This window comes from Kribbella sp. VKM Ac-2566, from assembly GCF_004366005.1.
In the GTDB taxonomy this organism is placed as follows: Bacteria; Actinomycetota; Actinomycetes; order Propionibacteriales; family Kribbellaceae; genus Kribbella; species Kribbella pratensis.
Genome location: NZ_SODT01000001.1, coordinates 148,182 through 170,068, shown reverse-complemented (window position 1 = coordinate 170,068; position 21,887 = coordinate 148,182). Strand labels below are relative to the sequence as shown.

19 protein-coding genes are annotated in these 21,887 nt (G+C 68.6%); 7 read left to right on the top strand and 12 right to left on the bottom strand.

Going from position 1 to position 21,887, the window contains the following annotated elements; translation table 11 throughout:
• The first annotated feature begins 17 nt into the window (after positions 1 to 17).
• Positions 18 to 2,828 (top strand): BTAD domain-containing putative transcriptional regulator, encoded by a 2,811-nt coding sequence (locus EV647_RS00845; protein ID WP_133996811.1) that lies wholly within the window; start codon positions 18 to 20, stop codon positions 2,826 to 2,828.
• Here EV647_RS00845 and EV647_RS00840 read toward each other — a convergent pair.
• The 5 genes from EV647_RS00840 to EV647_RS00820 form a co-directional block, all read right to left on the bottom strand.
• Positions 2,806 to 3,768 (bottom strand): ABC transporter substrate-binding protein, encoded by a 963-nt coding sequence (locus EV647_RS00840; RefSeq protein ID WP_133996808.1) that lies wholly within the window; start codon positions 3,766 to 3,768, stop codon positions 2,806 to 2,808. The genes EV647_RS00845 and EV647_RS00840 overlap by 23 nt on opposite strands.
• Positions 3,765 to 5,717: an ABC transporter permease subunit gene (locus tag EV647_RS00835; protein WP_133996805.1), complete on the bottom strand. Its 1,953-nt coding sequence runs from the start codon at positions 5,715 to 5,717 to the stop codon at positions 3,765 to 3,767. Before EV647_RS00835 ends, EV647_RS00840 begins: the two co-directional genes overlap by 4 nt.
• Positions 5,717 to 6,772, bottom strand: coding sequence for a glycine betaine/L-proline ABC transporter ATP-binding protein (locus EV647_RS00830; RefSeq protein WP_133996802.1), 1,056 nt, complete (start codon positions 6,770 to 6,772; stop codon positions 5,717 to 5,719). The genes EV647_RS00835 and EV647_RS00830 overlap by 1 nt, the downstream gene beginning before the upstream one ends.
• A 77-nt stretch (positions 6,773 to 6,849) precedes the next feature.
• Positions 6,850 to 7,308, bottom strand: coding sequence for a group II truncated hemoglobin (locus EV647_RS00825; RefSeq protein WP_133783664.1), 459 nt, complete (start codon positions 7,306 to 7,308; stop codon positions 6,850 to 6,852).
• 12 nt (positions 7,309 to 7,320) lie between these two features.
• The gene (locus tag EV647_RS00820) at positions 7,321 to 8,241 is read right to left on the bottom strand and encodes an aminoglycoside phosphotransferase family protein (protein ID WP_370342092.1); all 921 of its coding nucleotides are present in this window, start codon (positions 8,239 to 8,241) and stop codon (positions 7,321 to 7,323) included.
• Between the two features lie 27 nt (positions 8,242 to 8,268).
• Here EV647_RS00820 and EV647_RS00815 point away from each other — a divergent pair, with 27 nt between their 5' ends.
• Genes EV647_RS00815 through EV647_RS00800 form a run of 4 tightly spaced genes read left to right on the top strand, consistent with a single transcriptional unit; the run spans position 8,269 to position 11,131 of the window.
• Positions 8,269 to 8,502 (top strand): antitoxin VbhA family protein, encoded by a 234-nt coding sequence (locus EV647_RS00815; RefSeq protein WP_133996799.1) that lies wholly within the window; start codon positions 8,269 to 8,271, stop codon positions 8,500 to 8,502.
• A gap of 3 nt (positions 8,503 to 8,505) precedes the next feature.
• A complete protein-coding gene (locus tag EV647_RS00810; RefSeq protein WP_133996796.1) occupies positions 8,506 to 9,285 on the top strand; it encodes a Fic family protein in 780 nt (259 codons plus the stop codon).
• A 46-nt stretch (positions 9,286 to 9,331) separates the two neighbouring features.
• Positions 9,332 to 10,039, top strand: a complete 708-nt coding sequence (locus tag EV647_RS00805) for a hypothetical protein (protein WP_133996793.1) — start codon at positions 9,332 to 9,334, stop codon at positions 10,037 to 10,039.
• Between the two features lie 39 nt (positions 10,040 to 10,078).
• The gene (locus EV647_RS00800; protein ID WP_133996790.1) at positions 10,079 to 11,131 is read left to right on the top strand and encodes a hypothetical protein; all 1,053 of its coding nucleotides are present in this window, start codon (positions 10,079 to 10,081) and stop codon (positions 11,129 to 11,131) included.
• Positions 11,132 to 11,136: 5 nt separating this feature from the next.
• On the opposite strand, the gene EV647_RS00795 is transcribed toward EV647_RS00800, so the two are convergent.
• From EV647_RS00795 to EV647_RS00785, 3 genes are all read right to left on the bottom strand, one after another.
• Positions 11,137 to 11,949 carry a siderophore-interacting protein gene (locus EV647_RS00795; protein ID WP_133996787.1) on the bottom strand — a complete coding sequence of 271 codons (813 nt, stop codon included), beginning with the start codon at positions 11,947 to 11,949 and terminating at the stop codon, positions 11,137 to 11,139.
• Positions 11,950 to 12,020: 71 nt separating this feature from the next.
• Positions 12,021 to 13,058 carry a hypothetical protein gene (locus EV647_RS00790; protein ID WP_133996784.1) on the bottom strand — a complete coding sequence of 346 codons (1,038 nt, stop codon included), beginning with the start codon at positions 13,056 to 13,058 and terminating at the stop codon, positions 12,021 to 12,023.
• 2 nt (positions 13,059 to 13,060) lie between these two features.
• A complete protein-coding gene (locus EV647_RS00785) occupies positions 13,061 to 14,098 on the bottom strand; it encodes a hypothetical protein (protein ID WP_133996781.1) in 1,038 nt (345 codons plus the stop codon).
• A gap of 181 nt (positions 14,099 to 14,279) precedes the next feature.
• Here EV647_RS00785 and EV647_RS00780 point away from each other — a divergent pair, with 181 nt between their 5' ends.
• A complete protein-coding gene (locus EV647_RS00780; protein ID WP_133996778.1) occupies positions 14,280 to 16,871 on the top strand; it encodes an AAA family ATPase in 2,592 nt (863 codons plus the stop codon).
• A gap of 3 nt (positions 16,872 to 16,874) precedes the next feature.
• Here EV647_RS00780 and EV647_RS00775 read toward each other — a convergent pair whose 3' ends face one another.
• Together EV647_RS00775 and EV647_RS43325 are read right to left on the bottom strand one after the other, a co-directional pair.
• The gene (locus tag EV647_RS00775) at positions 16,875 to 17,993 is read right to left on the bottom strand and encodes an endonuclease (protein WP_238176951.1); all 1,119 of its coding nucleotides are present in this window, start codon (positions 17,991 to 17,993) and stop codon (positions 16,875 to 16,877) included.
• Between the two features lie 161 nt (positions 17,994 to 18,154).
• Complete coding sequence (locus EV647_RS43325; protein WP_255517806.1) at positions 18,155 to 18,286, bottom strand: hypothetical protein; 132 nt, start codon at positions 18,284 to 18,286, stop codon at positions 18,155 to 18,157.
• 53 nt (positions 18,287 to 18,339) lie between these two features.
• Between EV647_RS43325 and cysS the strand changes: the two genes are divergently transcribed.
• Positions 18,340 to 19,806: a cysteine--tRNA ligase gene (gene cysS / locus EV647_RS00770; RefSeq protein ID WP_202875990.1), complete on the top strand. Its 1,467-nt coding sequence runs from the start codon at positions 18,340 to 18,342 to the stop codon at positions 19,804 to 19,806.
• A gap of 11 nt (positions 19,807 to 19,817) precedes the next feature.
• Here cysS and EV647_RS00765 read toward each other — a convergent pair whose 3' ends face one another.
• Together EV647_RS00765 and EV647_RS00760 are read right to left on the bottom strand one after the other, a co-directional pair.
• A complete protein-coding gene (locus EV647_RS00765) occupies positions 19,818 to 20,942 on the bottom strand; it encodes an aminotransferase class I/II-fold pyridoxal phosphate-dependent enzyme (RefSeq protein ID WP_133996772.1) in 1,125 nt (374 codons plus the stop codon).
• Between the two features lie 75 nt (positions 20,943 to 21,017).
• Complete coding sequence (locus tag EV647_RS00760) at positions 21,018 to 21,800, bottom strand: PrsW family intramembrane metalloprotease (protein ID WP_133996769.1); 783 nt, start codon at positions 21,798 to 21,800, stop codon at positions 21,018 to 21,020.
• Positions 21,801 to 21,887 lie beyond the last annotated feature (87 nt).

The following is a 21,887-nucleotide window of genomic DNA, read 5'->3' as shown; positions in this document are numbered from 1 at the left end:
ACGGGTTTACTACGGGTATGTACTTCGGGGTGCTCGGTCCGCTGCTCGTGCGGACGGACACCGGCGAACCGGTCGCCGTACCCGACACGAAGGTCCGGACGCTGCTCCTCGATCTGCTGGCGAACCAGGGCCGGCCGGTCAGCGCGGACCGGTTGATCGACGACCTGTGGGGCACCCGGCCGCCTCGCAACGCGACCGGCACGCTGCAGGCCCGCGTCTCCCAGCTGCGCAGCACACTGGACCGTGCCGAGCCTGGCGCGCGCAGCCTCGTCCAGTACGGCCCGGCCGGCTACACGCTGGCCGCAGACGTTGTCGACAGCAACATCTTCGAGCAGCACGTGCGGGCGGGCCGGCTGCCGGAAGCGCTCGCACTGTGGCGTGGACAGCCGTACGCCGACCACGAGTTCGCCCGAGCGACCCGCGAGCACCTGGAAGACCTCTACCTGACCGCGCTCGAGCAGCTGTCCGACCGCGGTGACGACGTACTGCAGCAGACGACCGCACTGGTCCAGCAGCGCCCGCTCGACGAGCGACTGCACGCTGTACACCTCAAGGCGCTCTACCGAGCAGGACGCCAGCACGAGGCGCTCGACCGGTACGCCGAGCTTCGCAAGGCATTGGCCGACGAGCTCGGCGTCGACCCCGGGCCGGAGCTGCAGGAGCTGCACCAGGCGATCCTGCGCCACGAGCTCCGCCGCCCGACCTCGCTCCCGGAGCCGCTGAACGATTTGATCGGCCGGGACGAGATACTGGCCGACGCACAAGAGCAGCTCGCTGCGAACCGTTTGCTGACGCTGGTCGGTCCCGGTGGAGTCGGAAAGACCCGTCTGGCGTTGGAGCTCGGCCGCGGCGCGACCAACGCGCGTCTGGTCGAGCTCGCTCCGCTGCAGCAGGACGACGTACTGGACGCGGTGGCCACCGCGGTAGGTCTCCGCGACGAGTCAACCGACCTCCTGCCGCGGCTGCTCGATTCACTCAGCAGCAGGCAGCTCCTGTTGATCCTCGACAACTGCGAGCACCTCGACCTGGCAGACCTGGTACGGCGTTTGCTCGCAGCAGCTCCCGGTCTACGCGTACTCGCGACCAGCCGGGAGCCGCTGGGCCTAACTGGTGAACGAGTCCTCGACGTACCGCCCCTGACGGCAGCAGCCGCGGGAGAGCTGTTCCGGGCCCGGGCCGGTGTCACCGACGACGTGACCGCGATCTGCGAACGGCTCGACGGCATTCCGCTCGCACTGGAGCTGGCGGCGACCCGTGTGCGCGCACTGGGGGTCCAGGGGCTCGCCGAGCGTCTGGACGACCGCTTCCGGTTGCTGACCGGTGGCAAGGGTGGTCCGGAACGCCAGCGCACGCTGCGGGCCACCATCGACTGGAGCTGGGACCTCCTGGACGAGCAGGAACGCCAGATGCTCCGGAGACTCGCGGTCCAGGCCGGCACGTTCTCAGCGGAGGCTGCGGTCGAGGTGAGCGCTCTGCCAGAGCACCACCTGCTGGCGCTGGTCGACAAGTCGCTGGTGGTGGCGAGCGACGGCCGGTACCGACTGCTCGAGTCGGTCGCTGCCTACAGTCTGGAACGGCTGCGCGAGGCCGGCGAGGAGACAGTCGTCCGGAACCGGCACTCGGCCTACTACCTCGCGCTCGCGCGACGGGCCGATCTGCACGGGCCCGGCCAGCGGAAGTGGCTTCGGCGGCTCGACCAGGAGGCGGCGAACTTCCGGGCCACCCCGCCCTCACTCGAGCTCGCGACAGCGCTCGCCTGGTACCGGTACCTGCGCGGCCGGCTCGGCGAAGCACGCCGTACGCTCACCGCCGCCCTCGCACTACCCGACCAGGAACCGGCGCTCCGTGCACAGGCCATGGTCTGGCTGGCGGGCATGGCCGCGACCGACGCCCAGGGCACGGATGTCGCAGAAGCCGGTGAGGCAGCGTTGCGAGCCGTCGGCGACGACCCGCACGCACTCTGGTTCCTGACCATGACCCGCTGGGCGTACGGCGACGCGGAGGTGCTGTTCACCCGGATCGACCGGGCGATCGAGGCGTTCACCGAGCGCGGCGACCGCTGGGGTCTCGCGGCGGCGCTGAGCACCCGGTCGCAGCTGAACATCGTGCGCGCGGATCTGGGCGCCATGCGCCGGGACAGCCTGCGCAGCCTCGAGCTGTTCGACGCCCTCGACGACGACTGGGGACGGCTGCAAGCGACGTACGCGCTGATCGTGGCCGCCGAGATCAGCGGTGACTATCCGACCGCCACGGCGTACCTGGAGGATGCGATCCGGCACGCGGAGGATCTCGGGCTGTGGACGGAGGTCTCGTTCCGGACCGCAGGCCTGGGCCGGATCGCGCTGCTGACCGGCGACTACGCACGGGCCGACGAACTGCACGAGCGGGCCCGGCAGTTGGCGGTCGAGCAGTCCAACAAGTCGGCCGAGGAGTACGCCGAGGTCGGTCTCGGCCTGACCGCCCGTCGCCAGGGCCGCCTCGACGACGCCGAGCGGTACTTCACCAAATGGCTCGACTGGCTGACCCGGATCGGCGGCACCCCCGGCATCGCCTTCATCACGAACCAACTCGGCTACATCGCCGAACAACGCGGCGACTACGCAACAGCCCGCACCCTGCACGCGCGCGGCCTCGAACTCGCGCAACAGATCGGCGACCAACGGGCGGTTGCCCTCGCGCTCGAAGGCCTGGCGGGCGCGACCGAGAACCCCGGTCGCGCCCTCGAGCTGCTCGCCGAAGCAGCAGCGCTACGTCAGCAGATCGGCGCCCCGCTGCCGCCAGGCGAACAGTTCGATGTAGAGAGAGCTACTTCCCGAGCCAGGCGTTGACCTTGGACTGGTTGTCCTTGACCCACTTCTCGGCGGCCTGGTCGGGAGTGAGCTTGTCCACGGCGATCATGCGGGCGACGGTGTTCTGGTCCTCGTTGGTCCACTGGAAGTTCTTGACCAGGTCGTACGCCGGGCTGCCGGAGTCGGCGAACTTCTTCGAGACGATCTTGTCCAGGTCGTACGGCGGGTAGTCGCAGGCGATCTTCGCCGGGACCGCGTCGCAGCCGGCCTTGTACGCGGGCAGGTCGATCTTCACCAGCTTGACCTCGTTGAAGAACCACTGCGGCTCGTAGAAGTACGCGAGCAGCGGCCGCTTGTTCTTCTCCGCGTCCCGGAACGCCTGGATCAGCGCGGTCTCGCTGCCGCTCTGCACGACCTTGTAGTTCAGCGCCAGGTTCTTCACCAGCGCCTCGTCGTTCGTCACGTACGACGGGTCGCCGTCGAGCAACTGCCCCTTGCCGCCGGACTCCGACGTCTTGAACACAGCGGCGTACTTGTTGAGGTTCTTCCAGTCGGTGATGTCCGGGTACTTGGCGGCCATCCACGGCGGCACGTACCAGCCGATCACGCCCTTGACCCCGGTGGAACCGGCCTCGACCGCGACCTTGTCGGTGGTGATGTACTTCTTCTTCAGGTCCTCGTGACCCCAGTTCTCCAGGTTCACGTCCACCTCGCCGGTGGAGAAGCCCTGCCAGGCGATCTCCTCCTTGAGGTTCTTCTTCACCACCTTGCAGCCGAGCTCCTTGGTCGCGACGTACGCCACGACGGCGGCGTTCGCCTCGTACCCGACCCACGGGCTCACGGTCAGGTTGAACGTGCCGCAGTCCTTCCCCCCGGCGGCCGGCTTCTCCGCGCCGACCTTCTCCCCACCGCACCCGGCCGTCGTCGTCAGGGCGAGCGCGACCGCCGTCAGCACACCGGCGTACCGGAGTTTCTTCACCGCTTGTCTCCTCTGTTTTGGAAGTTCTGAGTACGGCGGGCCGCCGCCTGCGTGATGCGGTCGAGCATGACGCCGAGCAGCACGATCGCCAGCCCGGCGGCCAGCCCCTTGCCGTACAGCTCGCTCTGCGCGAAGCCGGCGGCCACGTCGTACCCCAACGCGCCCGCTCCGACCAGTCCGCCGACGACCACCATCGACAACACGTAGATCAGCCCCTGGTTGACCGCAAGCGTGATCGCCCGCCGCGCCACCGGCAGCTGCACCTTGCTGATCACCTGCCAGGCGCTCGATCCGACCGAGTTCGCCGCCTCGACGGTCGCGACCGGCACCGCCTTGATGCCGTCCGCAACGATCTTGGTGGTCACCGGTACGGCGAACACCACCGCGGCCGCGATCGCGGTGAACCGACTCGTCCCGAACAAGGCGAGGAACGGCACGAGATACACGAACGGCGGCATCGTCTGGCCCGCGTCCAGCACCGGCCGGATCCAGGTGTCGACCCGACGGTTCCGCCCGGACCACACACCGAGCGCGAGCCCGACGGCCACGACCACGACCGTCGCGAGCAACGTCGAGGCCAGCGTGACCATGCTGTCCTGCCACACGCCGGTTGCCACCAGCAACACGAGGCACACGGCCGCGGGTACGGCGCCTCGCCAACCTCCGAGTACGGCGGCCAACGCGACGACGACCGCGCTGACGAGCCACCAAGGCGACCCGGTCAGGAGCGCTTCGAGCGGGTTGAGCAGTCCGATGGTGACCGCGTCCCGCACGCCGTACGTGAACCCGCCGAAAACGTCCTGCACCCAATTGGTCACGTCCGTGGCGACCACAGCGATCCGCGAGCCCACGTTTGCGTCCGACGGGAACTCTGCCGCCCACACGTAGGTGCGGGAGAACCAGACCGCGACGAGCACGGCGAGAGCGCCCGCACCGAGCAGGACCCGCCGCCGCACACTCGCCGTACGCCAAGGCCGGTCGCCCGCTGCCGTCGTGACCCGGTCGAGGACGATCGCGATCACCACGATCGCCAGCCCGGCGTTGAACGCGACGCCGACGTCGAGCGTCTGCAGCGCCTTCAGCACAGTCTGGCCGAGGCCCGGTGCGTCGATCAGCGCGGCGACGGTCACCATCGAGAGCGCGGCCATGATCGTCTGGTTGATGCCGACGACAACGGTCGATCGCGACATCGGCAGCAGTACCTTCAGCAACGTCTGGCCGCGGGTCGAGCCGAGCGAGCGCGCCGCCTCGACGCTCTCCGGCGGCACCGAGCGGATCGCGTGCGCGGTCAGCCGGACCGCGGGCGGCGCCGCATAGATGAGCGTGGCGATCGTCGCCGCGGCCGGCCCGATCGCGAAGAACAGCGTCAACGGCGCGAGGTACACGAACGTCGGCAGCGTCTGCATCAGGTCGAGCACCAGCGTCGCCACCCGGAACGCGCGGTTCGACAGGCCGGCCCAGATGCCGAGCGGGATCGCGAACAGCAACGACAGCAACACGGCCGCGACGGTCAACGCGAGCGTGTCCATGCTCTCCTGCCACAACCCCTGCAACCCGACGAAGCCGAGCCCGGCGGCGGTCAGTACGGCGACCTTCCAGTTGCCGAACGCCCACGCGCAGTACGCCGAGATCGCGACCACCCCGAGCCACCCGATCACCGGGACCGGGCGGTCGAACGACGGCTGCGAGATGACGTTCTGCAGCAGTACGACGAAGTGGTCGACGACGATCCGGATCGCCTCGAAGAACACGTTGCCCTGGCCGACGTCGTCGCGGTGTTCGGTCAGCCAGCGATGCAGCGGGGTGGTCTCCTGCCCGCCGAGGACGAGCGTGTCGATCCCGCGCAGGACGAAGTACGCCGCGACCCACACGACGAGCAGCACGCCGACGACCACGCTGCGCCGCGGCCGACGTACCTCGACCTCCACGTCACTGGTGATGGCGGCCATCAGTTGTCCGCGACGACGGCGAGGATCTCCTCGTCACCGATCACACCGAGCAGCGTGCCGTTCGAGACGACCTTGACCGGCCGGTCGGCCTCCAGCACGAGGCGGGTCGCCTCGCGGACCAGGACGTCCGGACCGAGCTCGGGTCCGTCCAACGGCTCGCCGTCGCGCGGTCGCCGGGCGATCCATCGCAGGGTGAGTACGTCGGCCCGCTGGACGTCGCGGACGAACTCGCGCACGTAGTCGTCGGCCGGTGCACCGACCAGCTCGTCGCCGGTGCCGAGCTGGACCGCGGCGCCGTCGCGCATCAACAGGATCCGGTCGCCCAGCTTCAGGGCCTCGGACAGGTCATGGGTGATGAACACCATCGTCTTGCCGACCTCGCGGTGCAGCCGCACGACCTCGGTCTGCATCTCGCGCCGGATCAGCGGGTCGAGCGCGGAGAACGGCTCGTCGAAGAGGAGTACGTCGGGATCGTTGGCGAGCGCCCGCGCCAGGCCGACCCGCTGCTGCATGCCGCCGGACAGCTGCTCGGGGTACAGGTGCTCGTTGCCGGCCAGGCCGACCAGGTCGATGACCTCCTGGGCGCGACGCCGCCGGTCCGGTTTGCTCTCGCCGCGGATCTCCAGGCCGTACGAGACGTTGTCGATCACCTTGCGGTGCGGCAGCAGCCCGAAGTGCTGGAACACCATCGAGAACTTGCTCCGCCGCAGCGCGCGCAGCCGCTTCTCGTCGGCCGCGCGCAGGTCCTCGCCCTCGAAGTACAGCCCACCGGCGGTCGGCTCGATCAAGCGGGTGAGACAGCGGACCAGCGTCGACTTGCCCGAACCGGACAGCCCCATCACCACGAACACCTCACCGGGCGCGACGTCGAAGCTCAGGTCGCGAACGGCCGCCGTACAGCCGGTCTTCGCGTACAGCTCGGTGCGGTCGAGGGCCGCGAGCTCCGGCCGGCGCGGAACCCGCTGGGCCTTCGGCCCGAACACTTTCCACAGGCCCTGCACGGACAGCAGCGCATCAGAATCCTGAATGTCGGGGTATTCGAGCTGAGCGGTCACAGGTAAACCCTCGCATCCCCGCTGGCAGACACAACGTGAACCGGGACTCTACCCAACCAGAAGACCGCCGACGCCTGTCAGGGTTGGTACGGCGGGGCCTCGCCCCAGCCCCAGTGCGGGACCGGGGCCTTCGGGGGCGGGGTTGCGCCGGGCTGGGAGTTGGCCAGGGCGATCCGTGTGCCCCACTCGACGTACGCGACGAAGGCCGAGCGGAACTCCGGGTCGTCCGGGAGGCCGGCGGGGTCGGCGCTGCTCGCGATCAGGGCGGCCCAACGCGACCGCTGTTCCTCGGTCAGGCCGAGGTTCAGGTGATGCGACAGCATCGCCGGGTAGCCGCCGAGCTCGTCGGTGTAGCGGCTGTGGCCGCGGAACACCTCGCCGAGCCAGATCGCCACGTGCTCACGGTGGTTCTCGCTCATGTGCGCGAAGACCGGTGCGAGGATCGGGTCCTCGAGCACCTTGTCGTAGAACACCTCGGTCAGCCGGCGCAGCGCCTCGTGCCCACCGGCCCATTCGTACAGCGTCGGGGTAGTCACGTAATCATGTAATCACACGTAGAGGGCATCGGACACCGCCTTCAACTCCGCTTCGATCCGGGTAGCGCCGTCGGCGGTGAACCACAGCACGTTCTGCAGGATCCGCCCTGCCGTCCACCCGAGCGCGCGATCCCGGTCGATGCCGGACACCTCGAGCATCAGGTCGAACCGACCGCGGATCGCCTGCGAGAGGTCGCCGGTCGCCACCAGATCGTCCCACCGGTTCCACACCGCCGGCATGAGCTCGAACGCCGGGTCGCCGGCCAGCGGCTTCGGGTCGATCACCAACCACGGCTGCCGCTTCGCCGCCATCACGTTGTAGTAGTGCAGGTCCCAGTGCAGCAGGCGGTCACCAGGTTCCGGCAGCAGCTCGGTCACCTGCGCGACATACCTCCAGGCCAACGCTTGTTCGGCCGGGTCCGCGAGCATCGGGATCACGCGGGGCGCGTCCTCGATCATCCCGGCGGCAATGTCCGAGAGGTGGCGGATGCCGGGCGGGGCGGGTACGGCGCTCAGGTGGTTGAGGAGCTCGGCGAGGATCCGGGTCGCCTCGACGTCGTCCGGCAGGTCGTCGAGGGTTCGCGGTTCGAGCCGTTCCAGCAGCAGCGTCGACGTCTCCGGGTCGTCCTCGTACACCTCGACGACGTCGTCGTGATTCCACGTCCGCAGCGCGAGCGCCTCACTCTCGGACTCGTCGTTGACGCTCTGCAGCTTGAGCATCGCCTCGGTGCCGTCACGCCGTACGACGGGGAGGATGAGCGACGCCTCGCCACTCAACGGGTCGCCGGACACGGTCAGCTGCCACTCATCGACGTACCGCTCGACCGCCGCGGGCAGCCCGGCCAACCAGTCGGAGGCCTTCGCACTGTGGTTCCGGACGAGCTTCGCGGGAATCTCGATCACCCTCGGCACAGTAGGTGATTCACCGGGGATGCGCCTGGATTTTCGTAGACTGGAGGCATGGCCGAGGAGCTGGATATCGAGGACCGCTGGCCCGAGCTGTTCGCCCCGCTCGACGACGTGCAACGCCGTGCCGTTCTGCAGTCCCTCGCCAATGCGTGGCACGAAGGCTGGGAGCCGAACCGCGAGGACGTCGAGAATCTCGCCGATCGCGCCCGCGGTGTCATCGACAAGGACGAGTACCTGCGCCGCGCCCAGGCCGCCGCCCGCCGCCGCGCCGCGGACCAGGGCTGAGCGATGGCACAAGACCCCTATGTGTATCCGCCGCCCCACCACGAGACACTGCAGAACAAGTTCGGCCAGCGTGACAAAGATCTGCTGAAGGACATGGAGTACACCGCGGTGGCGGACCGCCAGCGCGAGCTGGAGTCCGGCGAGGTGGAGATCCCGCGGACGTACGACGCTCAGCACGTGCAGGCGATCCACGCGCATCTCTTCCAGGACGTCTACGAGTGGGCCGGCCAGCGCCGTACGGTCGAGCTGAGCAAGAGTGGTCCGGGCGGGTTCGCACCTCTGGGTCAGATCGACCGCTACCTGGACGATGCCGCCACAATGATCGAGTCCGCCGACTGGGCGTCGATGGACCTGGACCAGTTCGCGCAGAAGGCGGCAGAGGTGCACGCCTACGTGAACCAGGCCCATCCGCACCGGGAGGGCAACGGGCGCGCGGCCAAGGTGTTCATGCAGCAGGTATCGGAGCTGTCCAACTACCAGCTCGACTTCACCAAGTGCCCGCCCGACGTGTGGAACCAGCGGTCGATGCTGACCGACCCGGATCTCGGCAAGTACGAACCGGTGCCCGACATGATGGTGCCGGTGTTCAAGCACATCGCCGAGCCACGACCGGGCGGACCGACCAGGACCATGATCTCGTCGGAGTTGAAGGAGGCCCGGCGGGTCGCCGGGCTCGATCTGACCGAGGCTGCGGCACGGACCACGAAGTCCCAGGGCGCTGCCGGCAGCCAGCGCCGGAGTACGACGCGCGGCCGGTCCGGGCAGTCGACCGAGCGGGGCTGACGCCCGGACAGTAGGTGCGTCGGCAGGGATGTGCTTGGGTTCTCCCGTGGAGAGCAGGCTTCGGCGGGTGCAGCGGATCGTGGCGGGGATTTACCTGGGGATCCCGGCGGTGCTGCTGGTGGTCGTCGCGGTGATCGCGTCGACGGGTACGCCGGCGGCGTGGATCGGCTGTGTCGTGCCGGTCGGGATGCTGGTGATCGGGTTCGTGCTGCGGCGGCGGCATCGGTACCAGCCGCGGTGGTGGCTGGGCGTCGCCGGGTTGTTCGGCGGTCTGACCGGTCTGACGGTGACCCTGTTCCCGTTGGCGGTCGGGGTCTGGTGGCCGGCGATCCTCGCGCTGCCCGGCCTGATCCTCGGGATCGTCGCCGGCCTGGCTCTGGCGCGCGCCGCCGACCGCGCGCTGCTGGTCCCGTTCGACCCCGAGCTCGCCGGTACGCCGTACGAACTGGTCTTCCGGCTCCGTGGCATCCCGCTCGCCGCCGTCCTCGTCGGCGCGGACTCGGTCACCGTCCAGTCGCACCCGGTCCCACGCGCCGCACACCAGTTCCGCACCTATCCGCTGACCGCGATCACCGGCACGTACGAGTTCTCGCTCTCCGGCTCGGAGCGGCTGCGCTTCCCGATCGCCGTGACCCACGCAGTTGCCAGCCAGGGCCCGGCCGTGATCCTGCAGGCGAACGGCGAGGACTGGGTTCTCCCCACGAATCAGGCCGGCACGCTGATCGACGTACTCACCGAACGCCGAGGTAGTTGAGGTCTAGTCAGCTTCGCCGCGGAGTGCCACCCTGCTTACATGTGGGGGCACAGAGTGGTTGCGGCGCTGGTGGCGTCGGCAGTGGTGGGGACCGGGATCACGGCGGCTGACGCTGCGGTGGACCCCAAATTGACGGTCACGAGCGTCACAGCTGACCGGACGACGATCGCGGTGTCGGGGCTGAACACCGTCCCGGTGAAGCTGACCGTCGCGGCTAAGTACGACACGGCCAATCCGGACGACAACAACCTGGTGCTGCTCGTGTACATCAAGCGGATCAGTGGGACCGGCCCGATGAGCCAGCTGCTCTCGACCGACCTGCCGCGCACCTCCGGCACGGTGCAGAACGGGGTCTGGTCCGGCCCGGTGCACATCCCGTCCACCGCGAACGGGACCTACAAGGTGTACGGCGTCTCGTACGGCCCCTACTTCACCTGGCAGGCAGGCGGGATGCTGCCCGACCCGACACCGGTCGACGGCCCGACGCTGACCATCACCGGCACGCATCAGCCGAAGGTCACCGCAAAGGTGACACCCGCAGTGGTGCCGTTCGGCCCGAACTACACGATCACCTGGGCGATCACCGACCGGACGACCGGTAAGCCCTACGGCACCCGCGTCCGGGCCCTGCTCGGCGTCGACAACCAATGCGCCGAGGAAGCCGGCGGGGCCAACGTGCTGACGACGACAGGCGGCCTGGTCTCGTACTCGTACCCGTCCAGTGCCGGCGAGTCGATCAATTGCCTGCGGATCAAGAGCACCCCGCTCGACATCACCGGTCTCGGTCTCGCGGTCATCCGGCCCGGCGTCGTGTCGGCCGTGCCGTCGAAGACGAGCGCGACCGTCGGCACGATCGTGCCGGTCAACGGCAGCGTGCTCGGGCCGGCGGCCTTCTGCCCGGTCCTGCTGCAGCGCTTGTACGGCGCTTCGCAGTGGCGCGGTGTCAGCACCGCCAAGACGCGCCAGAGTGGGCGCTACACGGTGAGCGCGCAACCGGCGTACAAGGGTCTGATCCCGTACCGGGTCTACTTCCCGAAGTGCGGCAGGTACCTTGTGGGCGTCAGCCGGGTGTTCTACATCCGAGGGGTCTAGGAGCGTTACCGGCGGGCGGTCTCGGCCTTTTCCGCCTGCCAGCCGTCCTCGTTCTTGCCGAGTCGCCAGTAGCCGGACAGCGAGACGTTGTCCCGGCTGAGTCCACGGTCCTGGAACAGGTTCTTGCGGATCCGGAACACGAATCCGGCCTCGCCGTGCACGAACACGTGCGGCGTACCTTCCGGGAAATCGAGGGCCTCGACGGCTGCGACCAGACCGTCGCCGCGTTCACCGTCGGAGGCCGAGCGGTGGAACCACTGCACGTCGGCCTCGCCCGGGCCGCCGAACTTCTGCTCCTCGGTCTCGTCCGCCACCTCGATCAGGACGGTCGCGCGCGCACCCGGCGGCAACTGCTCGACCGCGGCGCCGATCGCCGGCAGCGCGCTCTCGTCACCGACGAGCAGATGCCAGTCGGCCGCCTCGTCCGGCGCGTACGCTCCGCCGGGACCGTTGAACCACAGCACGTCGCCCGGCTGCGCCGACGCCGCCCACGGACCGGCGATGCCCTCGTCACCGTGGTGGACGAAGTCGATGGTCAGTTCCCGCGTCGCCTCGTCCCAGCCGCGGACGGTGTAGGTCCGCATGGTCGGCCAGTGCTCGGCCGGATACGTCTCCCGCACCAGGCCCATGTCCAGCGGCTCGGGGTACTCGACGCCGTCCTTGCAGAACAGCAGCTTCACGTAGTGGTCGGTGAAGCCGTTGTCGGCGAAGTCGTCGGAGGTGAACACGACCCGGATCATGTGCGGGGTGATCCGCTCGGTCCTCAGGACGACGGCGCGCTTGCAGACGCGGTTACGGCGGGGTGCGGGGCTGGTCACTCGACCACGGTCCTCTCGGGCGGATAAGTTAGGTCAACCTAACTCAGCCTAACTCACCCGCCCAACGAGGATCAGGCTCCGCGGATGGAGAAGGTCTTGCTGACGCCCGCGACGTACGGCCGGCACGCCGGGAAGTGGACGCGGTACGGGATCAGGCCCTTGTACGCCGGTTGCGCGTTGAGCGTGAAGCGACCGGACGCCCGGACCGCGCCGGAGCCGACGGTCCGCCACTGCGACGCGCCGTACAGCCGCTGCAGGTGGACCGGGCACTTGTACGGACCGCCCCTGACCGAACCGTTGACCGGAACGATCGTGCCGACCGGTGCGCTCGCCTTCGACGGTGCCGCGGACACGACCGCCGGCCGGGCCGGGACGAACGAGAGCCACCCGTTCTCGGCCGGATTGCCCGGCAGCAGCAGGCAGGTGATGGGTGTGATCGACACGCCCGGGTACGAGTTCGTCACGACGCCGTTGGTGTCGGTCAGGTGCGTGTAGCCGGGACCGAAGTACTCGACGCAACCGCTGTTGGTCTTCAGTGCGACCCTGACCCGGCTGCCGTACGGCTTGCCGGTCTGCGCGTCGGTGACCGCCCACCTGATCGAGTACGGCTGGTTGAACGGCACCACCTTCGGCGTCACCACCGCGGTGATCTTCGGCTGATGCGTACCGGTGACGGTGATCGACGGACCGGCGTACGGCGTCGGGTCGGTCATCGGCGGGTTGGGCGGGAAGAACGGCCCGGTCATCACGCCGGTCACCTTGAACGTGCCGTTCGCTGTCGACGGGACCTGCAGCGGCCCGGTCCAGGTGCCGCTCTGCGTGTTGCGGACGAGGTTCGTGGAGAACAGCACCGACGCCTGGCCGGAGCCGCCGGTGCGTTCGAGGATCACGTTGACCGGGACCTTCTCGTCGGTCGACGAGCCGGTGTCGAAGACGCCCTTGACCGTCACCGTGACAGGTGCGGTGTTGAGCCCGCTGACCGCGACGCTCGTCTTGTTCAGGGCGACCGACGTGATGTGCAGAGCCGGATCGGGCTCAGCCTGTGCCGCGAGCGGAAACGCAGCCATTGCAAGAGGTGCGGCGAGCAGTGCGGTGAGTGCTCGGCGCATGATTACAGCCCTCGGATGTAGAAGACCTTGCTGACACCGGCCTGGTAGTTGTAGCACTTCGGGAAGTAGACGCGGTACGGGATCAGACCCTTGTACGCCGGTTGCGCGTTCAGCGTGAACTTTCCGCTGTAGGACCGGATGCTGCCCGCGGGGCTGACCGTCTTCCATTGCGTGGCGCCGTACAGCCGCTGCAGATACACCTTGCACGCGGACGGCGCCCCCTGGACGACGCCGTTCACCGGGACGATCGTGCCGACCGGTGCGCTGGTCTTGGACGGCGTGGCGGTCACGATGCCGGGCCGTGCGACGCCGAGTCCCAGTCCGCCGATCGACGACGGGTTACCCGGCAGCAGCAGGCAGTTCACCCATTGGGCGTCCGAGGCCGGGTAGGCCTTGGTCACCACACCGCTCGTGTTGGTGAGGTTCGTGTACCCCGGGCCGAAGTACTCGGCGCAGGTGTTGTCGGTCCCGAGGACGACGCGGACCTTGCTGCCGTACGGCTTGCCTGTCTGCGCGTCGGTGACCGCCCACGTGATCGAGAAGCCGGAGCCGAACGGCACCACCTTCGGGGACACCGACGCGGTGATCTTCGGCTGGTGCGTCCCGGTGACCGCGAGCGAAGGACCGGCGTACGCCGTCGGGTCCGTCATGCTCCCGCTGCCCGGGAAGAACGGCCCGGTCAGTACGCCGGTCACCTTGAACGTGCCGTTCGCCGTCGACGGGACCTGCAGCGGTCCGCTCCAGGTGCCGTTCGCGAGCCGCGGCAGGTTCGTGGAGAACAGCGTCCGCTCCTGGCCGGTGCCGCCGGTCCGCTCGAGGATCACGTTCACCGGCGTGCCGGCGTCGGCGCCGTACGTTCCCTTCACCGTCACCGTGACCGGCACGGTGTTGAGTCCGCTGACCGCGACGCTGGTCTTGTTCAGTGTGATCGAGTCGATCTTGAGGTCGGGGTCGGGCGCGGCCTGGGCCGCCACGGCCGGGAAGACGGCCAGCAGCAGCGGTGCCGCGAGCAGCGCAGCGAGCACTCGTCCGGTTCTCATGCACTGAGGGTGACAGCGGTACAGGTCGCTTCCAAGCATTTCGGCTCAGGTGTGCGCGATCGGGTCGCGGTCTGTAGACCGGTTGCCGCCGACCCGGGATTCAACTTCCAGGAGGCGAGTGTTAACCGCCAGGTAACTCACCGACCGTGTCGGGGACCGCTACGGTCCGCACGCTGTCCCAATGAGCCAGGTCTTCGGAGCCGACGGGCGCCCGGCGTACTTGATCACGCGCAAGGACCAGCTCGGTACGCCGCTCTCGTTGAGCGGCGTACTGCCGGAGAGCAGAGCGATCCTCTTCCAGGGCGCACCCGGCATGGGCAAGACCACCGAACTGAACCGGGTGGAAGATCTGGCCGAACTCCACGGCTGGACCACGATCAGGGTGACCGCGTCCGAGAACATACCGCTCGAGCACCACCTCACCACCGCGTTCCGGAAGAAGCTCGAAGACCTGCAGGACCGGTTCGGCAAGCGCCGGGTACGCGGCCTCAGCAAGACGGTTCGTGACCTGACCGAGAGTGGCCGCAACACCCGCTGGGGCTGGGAGGCGCGGCTCGGTGGCGGCCCGGTCCCGGTCGAGTTCGTCGGCAAGCGCGAGAAGGACACCACCGCGCACGACAAGCTCGGCACCACGCTGAACGACTTCGCCGACGAACTCGGCCGGATCGCCGGCCACGAGAACGAGCCGATCCTGCTGCTGATCGACAAGATCGACGCGGCGTCGGAGCACGACCAGGCGGGCGTCAACGACCTGGCGATCCATCTCGAGGAAATGGATCGCCCGGTGTGGCTGGTCGTCGCCGGCGGCACGAAGTCGACGAGTTCGCTGATGCACGCGTCCCGGCGGATGTCCGGCATCGCCACCACGATCACCAACCAGTTCAGTCTCCGCGAGCTCGAGCCGCTGCCCGACGCGGATCTCGCGATGTCCCTGACCGCACCGCTCGACGCCGCGGAGATCCCGTACGAGCACGACGGCATCGACGTACTGGTCCGCGCCGCCAACGGCAACCCGAGCCAGTTGCGGAAGTTCGCCCTGGCCGCTGTCGCGATCCGGGACCCGGAGCGCGGGATCACGGTGGCGGCCGCGGAAGCGGCGACCGTCAGGGTCTGGACGGACTCGGAACACAGCTACCAGAGCAAATGGAACCAGCCGGAGACCACGCACGCCCAGAAGGATCTCCTCGCCAGAGTCGCGGCGCAGGGAACGAACGGTCTGTACATGCCGCCCGAGACCCGTCCCGATCTGCCGGACGAGTGGCAGCAGGTCGACAGGGCGCGCCAGGAACTCGTCGCCCGCGGAATGCTCAGGGAGCACGACGGCCAGCTCGTGACGATCCCCGACAAGGGGTTCCGGGACTGGGTCAACACACACCTCGACCAGACGCCGGCGCCTGCCCGCGGCCCGGAAGCCGGCCGACCCGCCGCCAACCTGGCACCGGTACACCTCGCCGGGGACCGCGCTGCGGTCAACAGAGTGTTCGGCGCGTCCGGTCAGCTCGTCGAGCAGATCGACCGCAAGGACAAGAACGGCCGGCCGATCTCGCTCGAACAGGCACTCCCGATCGGAACAACGGTGCTGTTCACCGGCCCTCCCGGCATCGGGACCAGTCACGAGTTGACCCGGACCAAGGCGCTGGCCGACCGGGAAGGCTGGATCTCGATCCGCTTCAGCGCCTCGCGCCGCGAGTCGGTGGAGTCCAGGATCATTCGCGCCGTTCAGAACGAGCTGGACACCTTCAAGCGGCGGTACCCGGCCGACCAGGTCAAGGAGCTGAAAGAGATCCTGAACCGGATGGCCGTCCGGACCAAGAACTCGATGAACACCGCGCAGCTCCGCGCCGGTCTCGCGCCCGGGCCGAAGATCGGCGTCCACCGGGCCTGGGAAGGCGTCACGAAGGACTCGGTCGGTCGCACCTTGAGCGAGCTCGGCGAACAGCTCGGCAAGATGGCCGGGCCACGCCGCGAGCCGATCCTGCTGATGGTCGACAACCTCGATGCCGCGTCGGACACCGACCTCGTCGCCCTGACCGGGCTGTCGGCCACCCTGCACGAGAACCGGAAGCCGGCCTTCCTGATCGCAGCGGGCGGCAACCAGATGGAGTCCCGGCTGCTGTCGGCATCGGGTGGCCGCTCCGGGACGGAGACCGAGCTGAAGCTCGACGTCCGCGAACTGGTGCCGATGAACGCCGACGAGATGCGCACGGCACTTGTCCGGCCGCTGTCCAAGGCCGGTATCCGGTGTGAGCCGGGTGCTGTGGACAAACTGGTGGAGGGCGCACAGGGCCACCCGAGCAGGCTGCGGACGCTGGCCGGCGCGGCCCTCGAGCTCGTTCAGCCCGGCCAGAATACCATCACCACCGAGATCGCCGTGACAGCGGCCTCTCGGCTGAACACGCGATCCCAGTCGCTGTACGCCGCTGCCTGGGCCAACTGCTCGAACCACGAGATGGCGTTGCTCGCGAAGACCGCGGCGCACGGGACCCACGGCGTACCGATCCCGTCCCGGACCGACAGTCCGGATCGCTGGGACCTCGACAACGCGTCCAAGACGCTGATCTCACGCGGCTTGCTGACCCGCACCGACTTCCGGATCCACGTCACCGACCCAGGCTTCCAGGACTGGGTACAGACCCGGCTCGGCACGTCTACTGCGCTGTCCGGCATCGCAGCACCGGTCAGGCCCCAGGCGCAGCTCACGACGAACGGAGGGCGGACCGTAGACCACCGGCCCGCCCTCGGCGCGAAACAAGACGTTCAGCAGAACCGCTGACCCCTACGGCCAGATCGACGCGACCCACTCCGGGTGATCGATGAACGGGTTCCGGTTGTGCTGGAACTGGCTGTAGATGACTTCGTTGCGGTTCTTCTCGAAGGCGTCCGGCGGGTCGGCCGCGGCCCAGGCCTTCAGCACCGAGACCTTGCCGATGTACGGCGCGGTGCCGTTGCTGACGGAGTCGTTCAGCTCGAGGTTCGCGAACCCGTCGTCGCCCTCGTAGCGCACGGCCATGTAGAAGATCATCCGCGCGACGTCACCGCGGACCGCCGCACGGGGCGCGAACGAGTCCGAGTCCGCCGTGCAGCCGGAGCACTGGGCGACCGACGTACCGCCGTTGTCGAAGTCGAGGTTGCCGCGGGCCGAGTTCACCGTCACGTCCTCGGGGCGGAGGTGGTGGACGTCGGTGCCCGGGCCGGTCGCGGTCCCGAAGTCGCCGTGCGACTTGGCCCAGACGTGCTCGCGGTTCCAGTCGTCGGCGTCGCCGCCGTTGAGGGTCTTGCTGATCGAGCGGCCGGAGTAGATCTCGATGACGTTGCTGCTGTTGTTCGGGTCCTGGTCGGTGACCTTCAGCGCGTCCCAGACCTGGTCGTAGGTGAGCTTGGTCTGGCTCGAGATGATCGTGTGCAGCGCGGACTTCAGCGCCGACCCGGTCTTGCCCTCGGCGCCGGCGTAGTAGTCACCCGGATCCGGGCCAGGGTCCGTGCCGCCACCGCCGGTGACGGCGGTCGCGTTCTTCAGGCCGGGGTGCGAGAAGTACGCCGCCAGCGTGCCGGTGACGGTGATCTGCTTGCCGAGCAGGCTCGGGTTGCTCTGCAGTCCGTACGACGCGCGGAACGCGGTCGGGATCTGGACGTAGAGCATCGACGACGTACTGGTCTGGGACGCCGAATCGGCCAGCGCCAGCGCGTAGTCGTTCGGGAAGTTGCTGCGGACAACGGTGCTGGTGGCGGTCGGCTGACCGACCACGTACCCGGTGACCGAAGCGGTCGAACCGTCTTGGCGGCCGATCGCCGTGGCGACCGTGATCGAGGTGGCGGCACCGGCCGGCGTGATGCCGAATCCGAGCAGGGCCAGTACGGCGGTGACGAGCAGCGCCGGACGCAAGAGTCGGGACACGGCTACTCCCAGGGGCGGTTGGGGACCGGACGCAGGTCAGTCTGCCCAGGATGCCGAGCCGCCGAACATCCGGCATGCAAACACTTGATGAAGAGTTGAACCGGTGGGGCGGTGAACGGGTGAGTGCCGCTCACCACCCCACCTGGGTGAATGGGCCCCCATCAGGCCGAGACGCACAGCCGCAGCCCGCTCTGCCCACACACCAGCGAGGCGCCACTGGCGGGCGGCACCTCACCGTCGAGGTCGGCGTGGGACGGACGCCGTTTACGGACCGTACTCACTTCAGCACGCATTGTCCATGCCTTCGCCGGAGCCATCTCACACTCCGACCGGTAGCATCGCGCGGGTGACCGTGCCGTTGCGACTTTTCAATTCACTCGGACGCCGGGTCGAGGACTTCACCCCCGGCACAGACGGCATCGTGCGGCTGTACAGCTGTGGCCCGACGGTCTACAGCTACGCGCACATCGGCAACCTGCGTGCCTACACGTTCGCGGACACCTTGCGCCGGGCCCTGCTCTGGAAGGGCCTGCAGGTCGAGCACGTCATCAACATCACCGACGTCGGTCACGCGGTCGCGGAGGCCGAGCTCGGCGAGGACAAGCTCGAGGTCGCGGCCGCCCGGGAACGCCGGTCGGTCGAGGAGATCGCGGCGATGTACACCGAGGCGTTCTTCGCCGACCTGACCGCGCTGAACATCCTGCCCGCACACCACTATCCGCGTGCCACCCAGTACGTCGAGCAGATGATCGCGTTCGCGGAACGCCTCGTCGAGCGCGGCTTCACCTACGAGATCGAGTCCGGACTGTACTTCGACACGTCGAAGGATCCGACGTACGGGCAGCTCGGTCTGATCGACGTCAGCGGTCAGCTCGAGGGCGCGCGTGTCGAGGAGGTGCCCGGCCGTAGGGCGAAGACCGACTTCGCGCTGTGGCGCGCGGAGGCCCCGGGACAGCTGCGGGCGATGCGCTGGAACTCGCCGTGGGGCTGGGGAGCACCCGGCTGGCATCTCGAGTGCTCGGTGATGAGCATGCTGCTGCTCGGCGAGCACTTCGACATCCACACCGGCGGCGTGGACCACCGGCAGTTGCACCACGTCAACGAGATCGCCCAGAGCGAGGCGTACCTCGGCGACGCGCAGCCGTGGGTGAAGTTCTGGCTGCACAACGAGTTCCTGCAGCTCGGCTCGGCGAAGATCTCGAAGTCGGCCGGTCACATCCTCACGGTCAGCGACCTGGCCGAGCAGGGATTCCATCCGCTCGCGTATCGGCTGTTCCTGCTCGGTGGTCACTATCGCGCTCAGCTCGAGTTCACCATGGCCGGACTCGACAGCGCCCAATCCACACTGCGCCGGTTGGTCCGCCGTACGTCGTCACTCGGTCAGCTGCCGTCCGTGACCACAGCGGACGAGGCTCGCGCGGCGGCCGGTGACGACGCGGCGGCCATCGCCGTGATCGACCAGATCGACGATGCGATCAGCTCGGACCTCAACACACCGCGCGTGCTCGCGTTGCTGCAGGAGTCGCTGCGCGATCAGGCGCTGTCCGAGGCGGGTCAGCGGGCGGTCGTGGCCGCGTGCGCCGCCGTACTCGGGCTGCCCTTCGGCCAGCTCACCCCGGCTGACGTCGAGCCGGTCGCGACCGGGCTGCCGGAGCTCGACGAGGCTGCGGTCGATCAACTGGTCGCGGACCGCGAGGCCGCTCGGGCCGCTCGGGACTGGGCCCGCGCCGACGCCCTGCGTGCGGAGCTGACCGAGCTGGGCGTTCAGGTCACCGACACCGCCGACGGCCCGACCTGGACCCGCATCAGCTGAGCAGCCAACCTTCACCGCCGCTTTTCCAGCCAGTCGGACCAGACCGCCAGAGCTTCGTCCGGCCCGCTCCGACCGAGCCCGACCCGGAAGCGATCCGTCGGCGTCGCGGTCAGCTCGGACGAGTAGATGCTTGCCGGCAGCAGCAGTACGCCGGTCTGCTCGACCAGCTCACTGCACAGGGATTCGACACCGTCAGCGCCGAGGTAGCGCGGATAACAAACGCATCCGCCGTCCGGGGCGATGAACTCGAACAGCTCCGGGTACCGCCCGAAGAACTCGCCGAACAGCGGCAGATTCCGCGCGACTATGCCCCGGTTGCGCTCCAGGATTCGGTCCCGGGCGCGCAGTGCGATCAACGCGAGGACCTCACTCGGCCCCGCGTTGCAGATCGTCGTGTAGTGCTTCGCCCGTTCGAGCCGATCCAGGACGGTACGGTCGCGGCAGGCGACCCACCCGATCCGCAGGCCCGGCAGCCCGTACGCCTTGGACATCACGTTGAGAGAGATCGCCGTACCCGAAAGATCTGTTGCCTGGGGCAAAGGATCCGCTTCGAGGCCGCGGTAGACCTCGTCGGAGAACAAGATGATGCCCCGCTCGTCGCACAGCTGGACGAGTCGCGACCAGGCGTCCGGTGAGGGGAGTGCACCTGTCGGGTTGTTGGGGAAGTTGACCGACACGAGCCGGGTGTTGGGGCGTAGGGCAGCTGCTGTCGCGTCGACGTCGAGTGCCCAACCTTCACCGGACTGCAGTGATACCCCAGTCACCTCACAGACGGACAGTGGGATGGTTTCTGCTGCCTGGTAATTGGGGGTGAGGACGACGGCGTGGTCCGTGGGGTCGAGGAGGGTGCGCATCGCCAGATAGATCGCCTCTTCGGCGCCTGCGAAGCACAGGACGTCTTCGGGCTCGACCTCGGCGTACGTCGACGCGATCGCTTCGCGCAGCGCCGGCAGACCGCGGGTTTCCGTGTAGCCGAGGTCCAGCGACTCCCACCGCTCGCGACCGTCGTCGTCGGCCATCGCCAGCAGTTCGGACATCGGCAGCGTCTGCGCGTCCGACGCGGTCAGGTGGTAGCGCGCGCTGAACTCCCAGCGCGCGAAGTACGTCTCCAGGCGGAAATCAGGCAGGGTCGGCATGCGGTTCCTTCCGGGCTTGACCGAGCAGCTGGTAGAGCGCGGAGCGAGAGATCCGCAAGGGGCGAGCGACCGCGCTCACGCTGGAGCCGGGACTTCGGCGCGCTGGGCGCGCTTGAGGCCGTAGAGCAGGAGGCCGATCGAGATCGCGCCGACGACGGCGTAGGTGATGCGGCCGCCGATACCGTCCCAGGTGGAGTGCAGCGCGACGGCCAGTGCGTACATTCCGAGGAAGCCTGCGAACCGCTTGCGGGTCGGCTCGAGCACGAACCGCCACAGGCCCCAGCAGGTCAGACCGGTCCAGGCCGCGTGCCCCGCCGGTGAGAGCAGGCCGCGGATGAACAGCGTCTGCTCGGCCGCGCCGACGTTCCCGTTCGACTGCAGCAGCGCGACGAACGCGTAGCCCATCGTCTCCAGTACGGCGAACCCGGTGCCGACCGCGACCCCGATGACGATCCCGCGCCCGATCGACGTCCGGTACCGGTGCCCGAAGAACACCACGAGGATCGCCGGTACGACGAGCTTGGCCGCCTCCTCGATCAGCCCGACACCGACCATCGGCAGCGTCCCGAGCCGGCGCATCGCGTCGTACTCGAGCAGGCCCGCGACAACGACCCCGACCACCCCGCCGAACAGCAGGCAACCGCCGAGCGTCGGCCCGTCGATCAGCCACCGCCCGGACCGGCCGGCGGCGAACGTCACGAAGGTCAGCGGTACGACGAGTGCCCCGAGCAAGATCATCGTCGGGAACAGATTCGGATTCCCGGTATCGGTCAGCACAGCCAGCACGGCCAGATACAGCCCCGCCCCGATCAGAAACGTCCCCACCCAGGCCCACCGGCGTACCAGCTGTTGTGTCATGCACTGAATGGTGCCGGTTGCTGTCCTCATTGCGCCATGTCGCAGGGACGGCAGTGGTGGACAGGGCGGATTGCTGTGACCTGATTG